General features: G+C 67.9%; 16 protein-coding genes. 5 read left to right on the top strand and 11 right to left on the bottom strand.

The window, feature by feature from the left end:
• Nucleotides 1-42: 42 nt before the first annotated feature.
• The 6 genes from AC3WVS_RS08040 to AC3WVS_RS08065 all read right to left on the bottom strand — a co-directional run bounded on the left by AC3WVS_RS08040 (nt 43) and on the right by AC3WVS_RS08065 (nt 8,751).
• Nucleotides 43-1,902: a methyl-accepting chemotaxis protein gene (locus AC3WVS_RS08040; RefSeq protein WP_492318147.1), complete on the bottom strand. Its 1,860-nt coding sequence runs from the start codon at nt 1,900-1,902 to the stop codon at nt 43-45.
• A gap of 101 nt (nt 1,903-2,003) precedes the next feature.
• Nucleotides 2,004-3,653, bottom strand: coding sequence for a methyl-accepting chemotaxis protein (locus tag AC3WVS_RS08045; RefSeq protein ID WP_492318148.1), 1,650 nt, complete (start codon nt 3,651-3,653; stop codon nt 2,004-2,006).
• A 104-nt stretch (nt 3,654-3,757) separates the two neighbouring features.
• Entirely contained in the window at nt 3,758-4,234 is a 477-nt protein-coding gene (locus tag AC3WVS_RS08050; RefSeq protein WP_018311878.1) for a chemotaxis protein CheW, read from the bottom strand.
• A 140-nt stretch (nt 4,235-4,374) separates the two neighbouring features.
• A complete protein-coding gene (locus AC3WVS_RS08055) occupies nt 4,375-4,767 on the bottom strand; it encodes a response regulator (RefSeq protein ID WP_492318149.1) in 393 nt (130 codons plus the stop codon).
• A 154-nt stretch (nt 4,768-4,921) separates the two neighbouring features.
• A complete protein-coding gene (locus tag AC3WVS_RS08060; RefSeq protein ID WP_492318150.1) occupies nt 4,922-6,889 on the bottom strand; it encodes a putative bifunctional diguanylate cyclase/phosphodiesterase in 1,968 nt (655 codons plus the stop codon).
• Between the two features lie 113 nt (nt 6,890-7,002).
• Nucleotides 7,003-8,751, bottom strand: coding sequence for a methyl-accepting chemotaxis protein (locus tag AC3WVS_RS08065; protein ID WP_492318151.1), 1,749 nt, complete (start codon nt 8,749-8,751; stop codon nt 7,003-7,005).
• Between the two features lie 541 nt (nt 8,752-9,292).
• On the opposite strand from AC3WVS_RS08065, the gene AC3WVS_RS08070 reads away from it, so the two are divergent.
• Nucleotides 9,293-9,601, top strand: a complete 309-nt coding sequence (locus AC3WVS_RS08070; protein ID WP_010809859.1) for an H-NS histone family protein — start codon at nt 9,293-9,295, stop codon at nt 9,599-9,601.
• Nucleotides 9,602-9,707: 106 nt separating this feature from the next.
• On the opposite strand, the gene galE is transcribed toward AC3WVS_RS08070, so the two are convergent.
• Together galE and AC3WVS_RS08080 are read right to left on the bottom strand one after the other, a co-directional pair.
• Nucleotides 9,708-10,727 carry a UDP-glucose 4-epimerase GalE gene (gene galE / locus AC3WVS_RS08075; protein WP_492318152.1) on the bottom strand — a complete coding sequence of 340 codons (1,020 nt, stop codon included), beginning with the start codon at nt 10,725-10,727 and terminating at the stop codon, nt 9,708-9,710.
• A gap of 155 nt (nt 10,728-10,882) precedes the next feature.
• Entirely contained in the window at nt 10,883-11,905 is a 1,023-nt protein-coding gene (locus tag AC3WVS_RS08080; RefSeq protein ID WP_492318153.1) for a tyrosine-type recombinase/integrase, read from the bottom strand.
• Between the two features lie 221 nt (nt 11,906-12,126).
• Here AC3WVS_RS08080 and AC3WVS_RS08085 point away from each other — a divergent pair, with 221 nt between their 5' ends.
• Both AC3WVS_RS08085 and AC3WVS_RS08090 read left to right on the top strand, forming a co-directional pair.
• Nucleotides 12,127-12,561, top strand: a complete 435-nt coding sequence (locus AC3WVS_RS08085) for a nuclear transport factor 2 family protein (protein WP_492318154.1) — start codon at nt 12,127-12,129, stop codon at nt 12,559-12,561.
• Between the two features lie 61 nt (nt 12,562-12,622).
• On the top strand, nt 12,623-13,618 hold the full coding sequence (locus AC3WVS_RS08090; protein WP_492318155.1) for an NAD(P)H-dependent flavin oxidoreductase: 996 nt from the start codon (nt 12,623-12,625) through the stop codon (nt 13,616-13,618).
• A gap of 53 nt (nt 13,619-13,671) precedes the next feature.
• Here AC3WVS_RS08090 and AC3WVS_RS08095 read toward each other — a convergent pair whose 3' ends face one another.
• Nucleotides 13,672-14,220, bottom strand: coding sequence for a PadR family transcriptional regulator (locus tag AC3WVS_RS08095; RefSeq protein ID WP_492318156.1), 549 nt, complete (start codon nt 14,218-14,220; stop codon nt 13,672-13,674).
• Nucleotides 14,221-14,559: 339 nt separating this feature from the next.
• On the opposite strand from AC3WVS_RS08095, the gene AC3WVS_RS08100 reads away from it, so the two are divergent.
• On the top strand, nt 14,560-14,787 hold the full coding sequence (locus AC3WVS_RS08100) for a hypothetical protein (protein WP_492318157.1): 228 nt from the start codon (nt 14,560-14,562) through the stop codon (nt 14,785-14,787).
• A gap of 103 nt (nt 14,788-14,890) precedes the next feature.
• On the opposite strand, the gene AC3WVS_RS08105 is transcribed toward AC3WVS_RS08100, so the two are convergent.
• The gene (locus AC3WVS_RS08105) at nt 14,891-16,036 is read right to left on the bottom strand and encodes a hypothetical protein (protein WP_492318158.1); all 1,146 of its coding nucleotides are present in this window, start codon (nt 16,034-16,036) and stop codon (nt 14,891-14,893) included.
• Nucleotides 16,037-16,095: 59 nt separating this feature from the next.
• Nucleotides 16,096-16,641 carry a GNAT family N-acetyltransferase gene (locus AC3WVS_RS08110; RefSeq protein ID WP_492318159.1) on the bottom strand — a complete coding sequence of 182 codons (546 nt, stop codon included), beginning with the start codon at nt 16,639-16,641 and terminating at the stop codon, nt 16,096-16,098.
• 211 nt (nt 16,642-16,852) lie between these two features.
• Here AC3WVS_RS08110 and AC3WVS_RS08115 point away from each other — a divergent pair, with 211 nt between their 5' ends.
• Complete coding sequence (locus tag AC3WVS_RS08115) at nt 16,853-17,089, top strand: hypothetical protein (protein ID WP_492318160.1); 237 nt, start codon at nt 16,853-16,855, stop codon at nt 17,087-17,089.
• The last annotated feature ends 22 nt before the right edge of the window (nt 17,090-17,111 follow it).

Genomic DNA, 17,111 nt, shown 5'->3' on the forward strand with positions numbered 1-17,111 from the left:
CCTTGCCATCCGGGACGCCGCGCGGCCCGTTGCCAGTGGGGATCAGAACGCGCTCCAGTCGCCGTTGTCGGCGGCTGCCAGCGCGGGCCGCGAGGCTCTGCCTGCCACCAGCCGCGCCGGCTGCGCGGCGACGGCATCAGCCGCCTCGGCTGCGGCGGCATGGTCCGCCGCAGGCGCAGCCGCGGCCTTCGTGCTGGCGGGCAGGGCCTTGGCGACCCGCTTGCCGGCAGCGATGGCGCGCACCGCGCCGGCGGCATGAGACACCTTGGCCGGCACTGCCGTCGCCGCAGGCAGCGAGTGGGCCACGAACGAACCCGCGCGGGCATCCTCGGCCGCCAGGCGGAACGTCGCCACGGCCGCCTGCAGCCGGCTGGCCTGCTCTTCCAGCGCGCCGGCAGCAGCGGCGGCTTCTTCCACCAGCGCCGCGTTCTGCTGCGTGCCCTCGTCCATCTGCGCCACGGCCTGGTTGACCTGCTCGATGCCCGCGCTCTGCTCGGCCGACGCCGCGCTGATCTCGCCCATGATGTCGGTCACGCGCTTGACCGCCTGCACGATCTCTTCCATGGTCTTGCCCGCCTGGCCCACCAGCGCCGAGCCGTTGTCCACGCGCTCCACCGTATCGCCGATCAGCCCCTTGATCTCCTTGGCCGCGTTGGCGCTGCGCTGCGCCAGGCTGCGCACCTCGCCCGCCACCACCGCGAAGCCGCGGCCCTGCTCGCCGGCGCGTGCCGCTTCCACCGCCGCGTTCAGCGCCAGGATATTGGTCTGGAACGCAATGCCTTCGATCACGCCGATGATGTCGACGATCTTCTTCGATGCATCATTGATCTCGTCCATGGTCTGCACCACCCGGCCCACCACTTCGCCGCCGCGCAGCGCCGTCTCCGACGCATTCGCCGCCAGCCCGCTGGCCTGGCGCGCGTTGTCCGCGTTCTGGCGCACCGTGCTGGTCAGCTCTTCCATGCTCGACGCCGTCTGCTCCAGCGCCGCCGCCTGCTGCTCGGTGCGCTGCGACAGGTCGTTGTTGCCCGCGGCGATTTCACGCGAGGCGCTGCCGATGGATTCGGCCGACACCTTGAAATCGCGCACCATGCGCGACAGCTGCTGCTGCATCTGCTGCATCGCATAGACCAGGCTGCCCTTGTCGCCTGCGCGCGTGGCCACCGGCGCGGAGAAGTCGCCTTCGGCAATGCGCGCGGCAATCGCGGCCGCATAGCCCGGCTCGCCGCCCAGCTGGCGCGACAGCGCCCGCGCCAGCAGCACGCCCAGCAGCACCGACAGCGCCAGGCCGCCCAGCACCAGGCCCAGCATCCACAGGCGCGTCGCGTCGTAGACGCTGCGCGCTTCTTCCATGTTTTTGCGGGCGCGGTCGTCGCGGCGCTTGACCATCTGGAACATCACCGCTTCCAGCGCATGGCTGTCCTTGAGCAGCTCGGCGCTCTCGGAGAACACCTGGCTTTCAAACTGCGAGGTATCCAGCGGCTGCTTGCTGACCAGTTCGACGTACTTCTCCATGCGCGCGCGGAACGCCGGCGACAGCTCCTGGTACTGCTTGACCAGTGCCTTGCCCTCGGCCTTCTCGAAAGCGCCAGCGACCTGGCGGATGCGCTCGTCCATGGCGCCGAGCGACTTCACGATCTGCTCCTTCTCGGCCGCCCGCTCGCCCATGGTCGATGCCGACAGCAGCCCGATCTGCGCGCGGCTGGCATAGACCAGGTTGATATTGGCGTCCTGCACGGCCTTCAGCGCCTGCAGGTCGCCGTGGTAGATCTTGCCGGTCCAGTCGGCCATGCGCCCCATGTTGACCACACCCAGCAGCCCCATCACGGCGCCGATCACGGCAACGACCAGGAATCCGGCAACCAGCCTGGTCGTGACGCGCAATTGATTGAACCAATGCATAGCAACTCCCCCTTGTAACTGAAGCCTCGGGCGCGGCGTGCCGCACCCGCTTGGTACGCATGCAGGCCGGTGCTCCGCGCCTGCCTCGTCTTTGATTCGGACTAGGCCTGTGCCAGCGACTGGGCCGCCTCGGCACGCGCATGGGCCGGCAGGCGCTGCGGACGCACCTCGGCCTGCATGCTGACGCGGAAGGTGGCGATGGCGTCGCGCAGGCGCATGGCCTGCTCTTCGAGCGAGCCCGCGGCGGCGGCGGCTTCTTCCACCAGCGCCGCGTTCTGCTGCGTGCCCTCGTCCATCTGCGCCACGGCCTGGTTGACCTGCTCGATGCCCGCGCTCTGCTCGGCCGACGCCGCGCTGATCTCGCCCATGATGTCGGTCACGCGCTTGACCGCCTGCACGATCTCTTCCATGGTCTTGCCCGCCTGGCCCACCAGCGCCGAGCCGTTGTCCACGCGCTCCACCGTATCGCCGATCAGCCCCTTGATCTCCTTGGCCGCGTTGGCGCTGCGCTGCGCCAGGCCGCGCACCTCGCCCGCCACCACCGCGAAGCCGCGGCCCTGCTCGCCGGCGCGCGCCGCTTCCACCGCCGCGTTCAGCGCCAGGATGTTGGTCTGGAAGGCGATGCCTTCGATCACGCCGATGATGTCGACGATCTTCTTCGACGCATCGTTGATCTCGTCCATGGTCTGCACCACCCGGCCCACCACTTCGCCGCCGCGCAGCGCCGTCTCCGACGCGTTCGCCGCCAGCCCGCTGGCCTGGCGCGCGTTGTCCGCGTTCTGGCGCACCGTGCTGGTCAGCTCTTCCATGCTCGACGCCGTCTGCTCCAGCGCCGCCGCCTGCTGCTCGGTGCGTTGCGACAAGTCGTTGTTGCCCGCGGCCACCTGGCGCGTTGCCGTGGAGATACTGGCCATGCCTTCCTGGATCTCGTGCACCACCGACTGCAGGCTGCGCTGCATGGTCTGCATGGCCTGCGCCAGCGCGCCGATCTCGTCGGCGCTGCGGTGCTCGAAGCGCGTGGTCAGGTCACCCGCGCCCATGCGCAGCGCAAAGTCCAGCATGTGGCGCACCGGACGGTGCACGCGCGCCAGCAGCATGGTGCCGGCCGCGAACGACGACGCCAGCGCCAGCGCAAAGCCGCCCCACAGCCACGGACGCACCGCGGCCACGCCTGCGCCGCCCAGGGCTTCCACCGCAACCAGTGCGGCCAGGAACCACACCATGCCGCCGGCCTGCGCCCACAGGATGCGGCGCTTCAGGTTCAGGCGCAGCAGGCCCTGCACCAGGCCGCGCAGCCCGGTGCGCACCACGGCGCCGTGGCGGATCGCCAGCCCGTCCGCGCGGCCGCCACGGAAGCGTGCGTAGGCGGCGCCGGCGGCTTCCACCTGCTCGCGCGTCGCCATCGAGCGCACCGAGGTGTAGCCGACCACGCTGCCATCGACGCGCGTGGGCGTCACGGTCGCATTGACCCAGTAGAAGTCGCCGTTCTTGCGGCGGTTCTTGACCACGCCCATCCAGGTGCGGCCGGCCTGCAGGTCCTGCCACAGGTCGGCAAACGCTTCGGGCGGCATGTCGGGATGGCGCACCAGGTTGTGCGCCGCACCGAGCAGCTCCTCGGCCGCAAAGCCGCTTGCCTCGATAAAGGTGCGGTTGGCAAAGGTGATCCGGCCCTTGAGGTCCGTGCGCGAGATCAGGTAGTCCGATGGGGAGAGCTTGTATTCGCGCTGCGTAACGGGTTGGTTGTTTCGCATCTATGACAGTACTGCAGGCCCGGGCGCGGCAAGTTGCTGCACCCCGGGCGGGTTCGGTCCGGCAGGCGGGGCGCCGGCCGGACAACGTTGGCGCTGCCGCGGGATCACGCCACCGCTTCGAGCGCGGCGAGTTCTTCGGTGTTGAGCAGCTTCTCGATGTCGACCAGGATCAGCATGCGCTGCTCGACCGAGCCCAGCCCGCGGATGTAGTCGGTCGCCAGTTCGCCGGAGAAGTGCGGCGTGGGCTTGATCTGCTCGGCGGCGAGGGTCAGCACGTCGGACACGCCATCCACCACGATGCCGGTGGTACGGTCGTTGAGGTCGACGATGATGACGACCGTGTACTGGTCGTAGCTGACGTTCTGCTGGCGGAACTTGATGCGCAGGTCGATGATCGGCACGATGATGCCGCGCAGGTTGATCACGCCCTTGATGTAGTCCGGTGCGTTGGCAATCTGGGTGACCGACTCGTAGCCGCGGATCTCCTGGACCTTCAGGATGTCGACGCCGTATTCTTCCCGGCCCAGCGTAAAGGCCAGGAACTCTTCGCCCGCGCCGTCTGCCTTGTCGATGTGCTTCATCGTCTAGCCCCCCAAATTGGCTGATGCTGGTTTGCTGGCGCTGCCGCGGCCAAGGCCGCTGGCTGGCACCGGGGCATGACTTCGCCCACCAGTGTTTACGGCAGCAATCCGGGGGACTGAAGCGCGACGCCCGGCCTTCCTTACCCTTCCGAGGTAGGGTGCGCGGTGGACAGCAGCGCCGTCACGGCCTGCATCAGCTGGCCAGGATCGAATGGCTTGGGCAGGAAACCCGAGGCGCCGGCGGCGCGGGCCTGCTCGCGGATGGTGCCGTCCTGCTCGGTGGTCAGCATCAGGATGGGAATGCACGCATAGCGCTCGGTGGCGCGCAGGCTGCGGATCAGCGTGAGGCCATCCATGCCGGGCATGACCTGGTCGGTGACCAGCATGCCGAAGCTGGCGCCGGCTGCGAGCGCATGCGCCTGGTCGCCGTCGGCCGCCTCGGTCACGTCAAACCCTCCTGCACGCAGACAGGCGCCGATCATGCGGCGTAGCGAAGGGGAATCGTCGACGACGAGGATGCTGGGCGATGACATGGAGGCCTCCGGTTTGCGGGACTCGGTTGATCCGCCAGGAAGTTGGACAGCATGGGCAACGCGGCGGCGACGGACGGGCCGGCGCAGGGCTGCGCCGCAAACGCGGGCAGCCTGCCAGACCGGTTATCGGCCGAGTTGCTGACAAACTTTAGGGTCAGGCGCCGCCCTGCCCGCGCAAGGCATCGGCAAAACCGGCAGCATCCAGCGGCAGCGACAGCAGGTAACCCTGCACCTCGTCGCACCCCATTTCATTGAGGATTTCCAGCTGCGATGCCGATTCAACGCCTTCGGCCACCACCTTCATGCGCAGCTCATGCGCCAGCGCCACCATCGAGCCGACGATGGCGCGGCCCTGCGCATCGGTGTCGAGCCCGCCGATCAGGGTGCGGTCGATCTTGAGCGTGCCCACGCGCAGGCGCTTGAGGTAGCCCAGGCTGGAATAGCCACTGCCGAAATCGTCCAGCGCCACCTGGATGCCGAGCGACTGCAGCTCGGCCAGCGTTTCCAGCGACTTGCCGATGTCCTTCATCGCCGCGGTCTCGGTGATCTCCAGCGTGATCGCCGAGGGCGGGATGTCGTGCTGGTGGATCTGCTCGAGCAGGTATTGCGGGAAATTGCGGCTGGCAAAGCGCAGCCCCGAGACATTGATCGCCACCGGCACGGTGGGCACGCCGGCGTCGCGCCACTGGCGCACCTGGCGGCAGACGCTGGTCAGGACCCAGTCGTCGAGCTTGTCGATCTGGCCCGACTGCTCGGCCACGGTGATGAACTCGGCCGGGCTCACCTGGCCCAGCGCGGGATGGCGCCAGCGGCATAGCGCCTCGGCCCCCACCAGCGCGCGCCGGCGCGCATCGTACTTGGGCTGGAACTGCAGCGACAGTGCGTCGTCCTGGATCGCCAGCCACAGGTCGCGCCGGATCACGCGAGTGCGGCGCGCGCGTTCGCCAGCGGCGCTGTTGAACAGGCGCACCTGGTTCGAGCCGCTCTGGCGGGCCTCGGCCAGGCTGACGCGCGCGGCCTGCATCAGCGCCTCCGAGGTCTGCGCATCGCGCGGGTAGATGGCAATGCCGATGTTCACGCCGATCTGCATCTGCAAGCCGCGCGCGGCGATGAACTCGGCCAGCGAGCCGAGCATGCGCGAGCCCAGTTCCTGTGCGCGGCCATGATGAACCAGCTCCGGCACGCCCACGGCAAACTCGTCGCGCGCCAGCCGGGCCAGGAAGTCATGCGGCTCCAGCACGGCCTGCGCCAGCGCGCCGGCGTCCTGGGCCAGGATATCGTCGGCGCGGATCTCGAAGACCTCGTCGACTTCACGGTAGTCGGCAATATGGATCAGCAACACGGCGCAGCCGGTCTCGGCCAGCCGCGCCTGCGCGATGGCCTGGTCCAGCCAGCGGCCGAAGGCGACGCGGTCAGGCATCGTCGTTGCCACGCTGTACTCGCCCACCGTGCCCTGCCCGCGCGCGGCGGCACGCACGGTAAGACGGCCGGGGCGGCCGGGAATGCGCGCGCCGCGCCGCGCCAGGCGGGGCTCGAGCCCGCGCGGCAGGCCGTGCACCTCGTCCGCCAGCTCATCGGCCAGGCCGGCTTCGTGGTGCGCAGCCAGCAAGCCACGCGACTGCGCGCGGTGGACGGCGAACATCAGCGCGCACAGCGCGGTCAGCCCGCCCGCCAGCCAGGCGGGGTGCGGCAGGCCGGCGGCATCGATGCAGCTGCGCGCCGAGACCTGGCCCGCGCTACAGGCGCGGCCCAGGTGGGTGCCAGCCGCGGCCACCAGCCCGGCGCCAGCGACGACCGCCATGATCGCCGCACCACGCCACAGCCGCGTACCCTGGCGCAGCCACTGCACCAGCAGCTTGGCAGCCGCGGTGGCTGCTGCGGCGGCGGCGAAGCTGGCCGCCATCTGCGCGGTGTCGTTGGCCGCCGGCACGCTGCCCGACAGCATCACCACCAGTACAGGCAGGCTTACGCTCAGCTGCGACAACAGTGCCGCCGACCAGGTCAGCGTGCGCAGCGAGCGGCCACCGGCTGACTGGTCCGCACGCCCGGCACGAACGCCGAGGGCGGCGGCCACGCCCAGCAGGGCAGCCAGCAGCAACAGGACGGAACTCAGGGCAATCATTAGGCTGCGCGATGATGAAGAGAATGCGCGAAGAAGGTCAGGACGCGGGGCAAACCCCGCATCATGGCATCTTGCGGTCGCCGTGTGAACAGGGCAATGGTGGGGACAATGGTCTAGAACGCGCTCCAGTCATCATCGGCCCCGGCAACGGCAAGCGCGGGCCTCGCGGCCGGACGGCTTGCCGGAAGCGCCGCGGCCGGGCGGGCAGCAACGGCACGCGGCGCCGCGGCTGCCGCCGGCCGCACCGACATGGTGCGTGCGGTGCGGCCAGCGACAGCCGTCGCGGCCGTGCCTGCCCCTACTCCCGTACCCGTGCCAAGGTTGAACACCGAGACCACGTTCTTGAGCTTCTGCGCCTGTTCTTCCAGCGCACCGGCTGCGGCGGCGGCCTCTTCCACCAGCGCGGCATTTTGCTGCGTCACCTCGTCCATCTGGGTCACCGCCTGGTTGACTTGCTCGATGCCGCTGGTCTGTTCCTGCGACGCGGCGCCGATCTCGTTCATGATGTCAGTCACGCGGCGCACGGCCTGGACGATCTCGCCCATGGTCTGGCCGGCTTCTGCCACCAGCCGGGTACCGCTCTCCACGCGCTGGCCCGACTCGCCGATCAGCGCCTCGATCTCCTTGGCGGCCGAGGCCGAGCGCTGCGCCAGGCTGCGCACCTCGCCCGCCACCACGGCAAAGCCGCGGCCCTGCTCGCCGGCACGCGCGGCTTCCACCGCCGCATTGAGCGCCAGGATATTAGTCTGGAAGGCAATGCCCTCGATCACGCTGATGATCTCGACCACCTTGCGCGAGGCGCCGTTGATCTCGTTCATGGTGTCGACCACGCGGCCCACCACGTCGCCGCCCTTGAGCGCGATCTGCGAAGCCTCGTTGGCCAGCACGCCGGCCTGGCGCGCGTTGTCGGCATTCTGCCGCACCACCGTGGTCAGTTCTTCCATGCTGGCGGCGGTCTGCTCCAGCGACGAGGCCTGTTCCTCGGTGCGCTGCGACAGGTCCAGGTTGCCGGCGGAAATCTGCTGCGTGGCCGATGCCATCGAATCGGCGCCGGTGCGCACGTCGGCAACGATGCCCGACAGGCTGGCCTGCATCGCGGCCAGCGCCTGCATCATGCGGCCGATCTCGTTCTTCGAGACGCTGGCGATGCGCGAGGTCAGGTCGCCGCGGGCGATGCGCTCGAACACAGCCAGCGCTTCTTCCACCGGCGCGACGATGGCGCGGTTCAGCGTGACCGTGCACAGCACCGCGACCGCCAGGCCCAGCACGATCAGCATGATCGACAGCGTGCGGATACGCGCAAAGCTGGCCTGCGCAGCATCGAAGTTGGCCTGCCCGGCTGCCATCTGGAATTTCTGCAGCTTTTCGTGCACGCCCGACATGCTGCGCTGCAGGTCAGGCAGCACCTTCTTCGCCAGCCGCAGGGCCTCTTCCTGGTTGCCCGCCAGCGAGGCCGCCTGCAGCGGCAGCACGCCCTGCTCCATGAACGCCTGGCGCTGCTTGCCCAGTTCCGCGGCGAGCGCCTTTTCCTCAGGATTCTGCGGCAGGTTCAGGTAGCGCTTCCAGGCAGCCTCCGAAGCCTCGACGAACACCCTGGAGCGGTCCACGTGAACCTTGGGGTCGTCCTGCTCGCCCTGCATCACGTTGCGGTCCAGTGCCAGGCGCATGCGCGTGGTGGCCTGCATCGCCTCGCTGAGCGCCACGGTGGAGCCGAGCTGGTTGGCATAAGTCTCCCTGAGGGCATCATTGCTTTGTGAAATGCCGTGCAGGCCGGCACCGCCGACCAGCAACAGCAGCAGCGACAGCATTCCCATGGCGCCCCGCAGCAGGGTCTTGATCTGGATATTGTTGTGCAAGGACATGATGAAAGAAGACTGTGGCAACCCGCGGGGCACACCCCTGGCCCCGTTCCGGCAGGATCGACGCCCAGATGATCCGCCCTGCCCGGATAACGGCGCCGCGTTCTCGTACTTGAGCCGCCGCGCCAGTGGCGGGTGCAATTAATCGGCCATAACCGGTATGTCGGATATACGCCACGTAGGCTGCCCCGCTATCGCCGCGAACGCCGTGCCGAATTTGCCGCGGCCGATTATGGCGATTTGATTTTGGCGGCGGCTGGCTGCTGCCGGGCCGGTTTGCGCACGGCCGCACCATTTGCGGGCCTGAACCCGGAACTGCCGCCGCAACTGCAGCGGGGCAACACCAACGACGACGGAAATGCCGGCGACAGACCACGACACCGAAAGTTCACACAATTATCGGTGCCAAGAATTTTCGCAAAAACGGCATCCGATTAGGACGGCAGGATTTGCAGCGGGCGGCGACCCCGTTATAATTGTTTTCAGCATTTTCACCCCCCGCACACACCCACCGCATTCCACTCCACCGGAAACCGAGGACCCAATGGCGACGTATCAGGAAATCGTTCAGAAAATCAGTGAACTGCAGAAGCAGGCCGAGGAAATCAAGGCACGCGAACAAGCCACGGTGATCGCGGATATTCGCGAGAAAATCGAGCAATATGGCCTGACCGCGGAAGACCTGGGTTTTGGCGCAAAGGTGCCGGCCGGCAAGAAGGCGGTCAACCGCAAGGTGCCGGTACGCTATCGCGACAGCGCCGGCAATACCTGGACCGGCCGCGGCAAGCGCCCGGGCTGGCTGACCCAGGCCCTGGCCCAGGGCAAGGCAGTTGAAGACTTCCTGATCCGCTGAAATACGCGATCGGCAGATGGCAAAACGCCACGGAATTCATCCGTGGCGTTTTTGTTTTCTGGCCCTCCGCGGCACATGCACAACACCGCGCAGACCGGCCCGGGCGTCAGGCGTCAAACCCCTGCGGATTCATCGACTGCCAGCGCCATGAGTCCTGGCACATGCGGTCGATGTCATGGCGCGCGCGCCAGCCCAGCAGCTGGTTGGCCAGCGCGGGATCGGCGTAGCACGAGGCGATGTCGCCCGGGCGCCGCGCCACGATCTCATGCGGCACCGGCTTGCCGCTGGCACGCTGGTAGGCCTGCACGACTTCCAGCACGCTGTAGCCGCGGCCCGTGCCCAGGTTCACGGTCATGCTCTTGCCCTGCGCGCGCAGGTAACCCAGCGCCGCCAGGTGGCCGTCCGCCAGGTCGCAGACGTGGATATAGTCGCGCACGCCGGTGCCGTCCGGCGTCGGGTAGTCGCCGCCGAATACCATCAGCTTTTCACGGCGCCCGCCGGCCACCTGCGCCACATACGGCATCAGGTTGTTCGGAATACCGCGCGGATCCTCGCCAATCAGCCCGCTTTCATGCGCGCCGACCGGATTGAAATAACGCAGGTAGGCAATGCGCCAGTCCGGATCCGATGTTTCCAGGTCGCGCAGGATTTGCTCGCCCATCAGCTTGGTCTGGCCATACGGGTTGGTGGCCGACAGCGGGAAATCCTCCAGGATCGGCACCGCATGGGGATTGCCATAAACCGTGGCCGAAGAACTGAACACCAGCTGTTTCACCCCGGCCGCGCCCATTGCCGCGCATACCGTCAGCAGCCCACCCAGGTTGTTGCTGTAATACTCCAGCGGCTGGCTCACCGATTCGCCCACTGCCTTGAGTGCCGCAAAATGAATCACCCCGCTGATGCGGTGCTCGGCAAAGAGCCGGTCCAGCAACGCGCGGTCGCGCACGTCGCCCTGCACAAAATGCGGGGTCTTGCCGGTAATGGTGGCGAGCCGCTCCAGCACCACCGGGCTGCTGTTGCACAGATTATCCAGGCCGATCACGTGGTAGCCGGCATTGAGCAGCGCAACCCAGGTATGCGAGGCGATATAGCCGGTGGCACCGGTCAGGAGCAAGGTTTCAGGCATGGAAAATAGGTGTCGGAATTCGATTCAGGGCCGGGCCTTGGCCTGGCGGATTCAAAACGTGGCGCAAGCACCTCTTTCCGCCGCGTAGGCCGGCGAAGCTGCTTATTATCCACGATCTGCCGATGCGCCCAGGGTAGCCGGCCCGGCGCGCGGGGCTAGACCCGGCTTCCCGGCGCTTCCGCCACCAGCCCCGCCCGCGCCTGCCAGGCCTCATAGGCGGCGCGCAGCCGCCAGCCGGACTCCAGGTCGCGCATGCCCAGGCATTGGGCCACCTCGGCCGGCGCCGTGCCGGCCTCGAAATGCATGGCGGCGCAGGTATTGCGCAGCGTCTGCGGCGAGGCGCGTTCGCTGCGGCCGGCCAGCACACCGGCCTCGTCCAGCAGGATCTCCACGCGCCGGTAGACCGAGGCGGCATGCATCGGCCGGCCCGCCGGCATGGCGGGAAACACCAGGCCGCCAAGCGTGCCGGAGGCTTCGCGCAATGCCAGCCAGGCCCGCAACGGCGCATGGGCCAGGCTGAACAGCGGCACGGTATAGGCCCGGCCGTTGTCCGCGCGGACCATGCGCAGCGCCATCCGGCCGGGTGCGCCAGCTTCGATGGCATCGACCCGCAGCGCCCGGGCTTCGGCGACCTTCAGGCCGCCGCCGAGCAGCACCGCCAGCAGGGCCGCATCGCGGGCGCGCTTCCATTGGGTGGGCGATGCCGCGGTGAGGGTGTCGCCGGCCGGCATGCCGGCCGGGCCGAGTATCCGCGCCACCAGCAAGTCGCGCTCGCCCGGCAGCAGGAACGCGGTGGGATCGTTCTCGCCATCGGCCAGGTGGGCGCGCACCGCCTGGCTGGCCGGGTTGTGCATGCCCTCGCGCAGCCGCGCCAGGTGATGGAACACCCGTTCGATCAGCCGCGTATAGCGATAGCGGTGCGATTTGTGCAGCTGCTGCGCGTCCAGGAACTCACCGATCTGCTCCGCCGACCAGCTCAGCGGCGGCAGCCCGCGCTCGGCCGACCAGCGCAGCAGCTTGCCCCACATCGCGCGGTACACCACGCTGGTGCCGTGCCGAAAGCCATGCCGTGCCAGCCAGCCGTCGAACGCGCGCTCCGGATGGTCACGCCAGGCGGCCAGGTCGGCATCGAACAAGGCCGCCTGGTCGGGATGGGCAGCCGAGGGCTTGGTGGTCACTGACTCTCCTGCCGGGGGCCGGCGTGCGAGGTTGGGATCCCGCCTATTGTAGACAACCCGTCACTGCCCGGCGGGGCGCCGGCACCATTGGCCCCGCATCGCTTGCACGGTGCCCCGGCGCATGCTATTTTTCCACTCACTATGCAACTGGTTGCATATAAACCTGTAACCAGCCCCCTCAACGAGATGCCCGCGCACCGACGCCAGCCAAGGAGACCGACATGACCACCACCAACCTGATTCCCGCCGCACAGGCCTCACTTGAAGCCTGGCACCAGATGCTGGCCAACGGTTCGATGGCCGGGCTCGACGCCATCGTGGCCGATGAGGTGGTGTTCCGCTCGCCGGTCGCGCACACCCCCTATCCCGGCCGCGACGCGATTGGGCTGGTGCTGACCACGGTGAACCAGGTGTTCCAGGACTTCCGCTATCACCGCAGCTTTGTCAGCGAGGACGGCCACAGCGTGGTGCTGGAATTCAGCGCGGCCGTGGACGGCAAGGCGCTCAAGGGCATCGACATGATCCGTTTCGACGGCGCCGGCCGCATTGCCGAGTTCGAAGTCATGGTGCGCCCGCGCTCGGGCCTGGAGGCGCTGGCCGCCGCCATGGGCGCGCGCCTGGCCAGCCAGAAGGACGTGCTGACCGGTGCGGCCTGACGCAACCCTGTTTCGCAGCACCGCTTTTTCGCTTTACCGAAATACCCAGGAGACTTCACCCATGGCCCTTCCCGCCCAACTCCAGAACCGGCTGTCGCTGCCGGTGGTCTGCTCGCCGCTGTTCATCATCTCCAACCCCGACCTGGTCATCGCCCAGTGCAAGGCCGGCGTGGTCGGTTCGTTCCCCGCGCTGAATGCGCGCCCGGCACCCAAGCTGGAAGAATGGCTGGACCGCATCACCACCGAGCTGGCCGAACACGACGCCAGGCACCCGGACCGCCCGTCGGCACCGTTCGCCGTCAACCAGATCGTGCACAAGTCCAACGACCGGCTTGAACATGACCTGGAGCTGTGCGTGCGCTACAAGGTGCCGATCGTGATCACCTCGCTGGGCGCACGCAAGGAAGTCAACGACGCAGTGCACTCGTACGGCGGCATCGTGCTGCACGACGTGATCAACAACACCTTCGCGCGCAAGGCCATCGAGAAGGGTGCGGACGGACTGGTGGCGGTTGCCGCCGGGGCCGGCGGCCATGCCGGCACGCTGTCGCCGTTCGCGCTGCTGCACGAGATCCGCGAATGGTTCGACGGCCCGCTGCTGCTGTCGGGCTCGATCTCCAGCGGCGACGCCATCCTGGCCGCGCAGGCCGCCGGCGCCGACCTGGCCTATATCGGCTCGGCCTTTATCGCCACGCAGGAAGCCAACGCGCAGGACGGCTACAAGCAGATGATCGTCGACAGCACCGCCAACGACATCGTCTACTCCAACCTGTTCACCGGCGTGCACGGCAACTACCTGCGCGGCAGCATCGAGCGCGCCGGCCTGGACCCGAACGCGCTGCCCGAATCAGATCCGTCGAAGATGAATTTCGGCTCCACCAGCGTCAAGGCGTGGAAGGACATCTGGGGCGCCGGCCAGGGCGTGGGCGCAATCAAGCGCGTGGTGCCCGCGGGCGAGCTGGTGCGCCGCTTTGCCGAGGAATATGCGCTGGCACGCCGCCGGCTGGGCTTGGGCGAGGCCACGCAGGCCGGCACGCGCGCCGTCGACCTGGCCTGACGCAGCCGGTCAGCTGGCCTGGCAGGCCGTAGCCGCCGCCCAAGCGGGCGCGGCTACAGCAGCGGCAGCAGTTCCTCGCCCCAGGCCACCCAGTCCTGCTCGAAGCGGATGCCGCGCTGCAGCAGCGCATAGCGCAACTGTTGCGCGCGGTCCATGTCCGGCGCCGAGAAATCGCGCCGCTCGATGGCCAGGTAAGTCTCCAGCCGGGCCCGGTGCAGCGCGATCAGCCGCCGCATCTCGTCACCGAGGCCAAGCGGCCCGATCACCGCATCGGCGCGCAGCTTGACCAGGATTTCCTCGCGCTGGTCCAGGCTGGCGCCGGGGGTCAGCACCCAGCGTGCCAGTTCTTCACGGCCGGCCGGCAACACCCGGTAGACCTTCTTGCGGTTCTTGCGGTCGCCGCCACCGGCCTCGCCTTCCGCCGCCTCGGTTTCATCCGCGGCAATCCAGCCACTGTCAGCCATCCGTCCCAGCTCGCGATAAATCTGCTGGTGCGTGGCATGCCAGAAATAGCCGATGGAACGGTCAAAGCGCCGTGCCAGGTCATAACCGGACGACGGTTTTTCGATCAGGGAAATCAACAAGGCGTGCTGGGTCGACATGCGTCTGGGCAGTGGCCCGTCGGGGGGCGATGGAAAATGGTTGGAAGCGGATGCGGCAGACCCGGAACCGGGACGCGCCGGCAGCCGCACTTCGCGGGGCTGGCGCTATGGTATCGCAATGCGGGCCTTGGGCAGCACCCTCAGCGATGTCGCCATCGGCGTCGCCAGCAGATGCCATACATTCGTTAAATTTGTCATTTTGGAAATTTCCTGGCAGACAGAATTAAAAAACGCTGAATGGCATTTCTGCGTTGGATGCAATACATTCCATACATTGAAATCCAGTGCGAGCGCATACCCACCCCCGGCCGCACCTTGCAGCAATCCTGGAGTGTGTCCATGACCGGAAGAATCCTGCTTGCCGAAGAGCGCGACGTGGCCTGGGAAGCCGACGCCGTCGAACTCCCGCTCGGCATCCTGCCGCCCATGCGCGACAAGGCGCCCATTTACTACCGCCTGCCCGATACGCCGGACGGGCACCATATCAAGGAATACGCCAGCGGGCTACGCCAGCTAGTGCGCTTTGTCGGCGTCGAAGAACAGGTTGTCAAATTCAGCCTGGGCTGACCGGGCACGTAACCGTTTCCCTGTGGTTGTCTCCTCCGAGCCCGTTCCTGCGGGCAGGGACTTGAACCCGCGAAATTCGCGGGTTTTTTCTTGGCCGGCGGAATCAGAGCTGCGGCGCGCGGCAGGCCGCGCCGTCCGGGTTGGCCGTTTCCGCCATGCCGAACACCGCCCTGGCGCCGCATTGCGAGCCGAACATGCGTGCCTGGTCGTGCCCCACGCCCACCACTTCATAGGCCTGGTGGCGGATCACCAGCCCGGGGCTGGCCAGGTAGCGCTCATAGCGCAGGTAGCCGCGGGCGCGCTGCAGGCGCGTGGGACCTTCGGCCTCAGCGCCGCACGCCTTGTCCAGTACGCGGTGGTTGGGGTCGTTGTCTTCCGTGCCGGCCAGGTAGGTCACCTGACGCCCGGCGTAGCGCTGGTACAGCGACTGGCCATTGGCACCTTTTGCGTAGGGCACGATGTCCTGCATGCCATAGCGGTACTTGTCGTAATCCGGGCACACCGCCTTGTCGTACGGCGCAAACGAGCGGCCGTCCGCGCCAGCCGGGCGCACCGGCGTGAAGTACAGGTAGGACGAGGGGTTGGCCACCACATAGCGCAGGTCGATGCCGCGCGCGCGGATGTGCTCGTCGACATTGTTCAGCACGGCATAGCGATGCACGATCTGCGCACCGCCCGAATGCCCGGCCACGGTCACCCTGGCCACCCGCGGCAAGCGCGCCTTGTCGGTGACGAAGGCCATCAGGTCATCGAGGACCTGCAGTGAACTGACCGTGAACGGCGCGTTGACCGCGTTCTCGCCACTCATCCAGCCCTGCACCGACCATTGCGGCATGCCGTCGAAGCCCTTGCCGTGGTCTGGCGTGCCGGGGAAGTTGGGCGCGACCAGCAGCACCTCGTCCGGATTGCGTCCGCTGGCCTTGAGCAGCGCAGCACCGGCGGCGTAGTAGTCATCGCCGTTGCGCTGCAGGCCGTGCTGCACGAACACCACCTCGCGGATGCGCGACAGGTCTTGGTCGAGCGGATGGTTGGCGTAGACCGGGAAGTCATAGCCCGCGCCCGTGCCCAGGTGCACGCGCTGCCAGTGCGGCTTCGCCTGGGCCGGCGTGGCCGCCGCCTCTATCGCCCTGGCGGCGGAACGCGTGTCGGGTGCGCTGGCGCAACCGGCCAGTACGGCCATGGCGATGGCGGCACCGGCCAATGCCCGGCATGGTTTGCTTGGCACAACGAGAGCAAAGGCTTGCAGCATGGGGAAGGGATTCCTGTGGGAGTGTTTTGCCGGCGGCTGACCCGGACTCGCCGCCCTGGTCAGCCCAGGCGCCTGACCAGCGCCGCCACGTCCGGCCAGGTCACGCGGCGGACCATGACCCGCAGGTCCGGACCGTGGAAATCATCCTCGAACGCCTCGGATTCCTCGCCGCCCAGCCGCTGGTAGAACTCGCGCGCCTGCGTATTGGCTTCCAGCACATAGAGGAACAGCGGCCGCCCGGGCCAGTGCGCGGCCACGCGCTGCGCGCAGTGGGCCAGCAAGCGCTTGCCCAGGCCCTGGCCGTGGAAGGCGGGCAGCACGTGGAGGTTGTCGAGATAGATGCCGAAGCGGGGCTCCGCCTCGGGCAGCAGGCAGGCAAAGCCAGCGGCTTCGCCGTCGACCATGGCCAGCGTGACTTCCACGGGGCCGTCGGCGCCGTTGTGCATGCGGGCGCGCCAGGCGGCCAGCCGTTCCGAGTAGGCCTGGTCCCGCAAGTAAGCAGCCGGCAACATGCCGGGATAGGTGTGCTGCCAGCTGGCGGCGTGCATGGCGGCAAGCCGGTCGGCATCGGCAGCGGTGGCGGAGATCAGCGCAAGATCGGGCATGATAGGCGGCGGTCGGCCTCGGCGCAGCGCCGGCAAGGTGTCGGGAAGCGATCATTGTGCCGCCGCATGCCAAGGCTTGCAAAGCGTGGATGCAGGGATTGCCACCGGCGTGCCTTGCCTGCCTCCCGCGCCATCATGCAACACTCCCGGCGCCGGGAACGAAGGTTGCAGGATCCTGCAAAATCGCCTGCCGCAATGAAGAGGAAGCCTTATGTATATGGTCTACTGGTCCGAAGCCGACGGCAGCGGGCTCAGCCCCCACGCGCAGTCATTCCCAAGCGATGCGATGCGTGAAGCCCTGCACTTTACCGAAGCGCTGCGCCAGCGCCAGCATGCGGGCGAGCCGGTGAGCTTTGTCACGCTGTGCTCGGAGAATCCCAACTCGGTAGGACGAGCCGGGGCGGCGGATCCGCCGCCGGACTATGAGTGGAAGAAAAGGCGGCCTTGAAGCGGCGGCGTGCATCGTGAAA

The sequence above is a fragment of the Cupriavidus sp. CPT47-8839-RL05A genome (assembly GCF_058792255.1).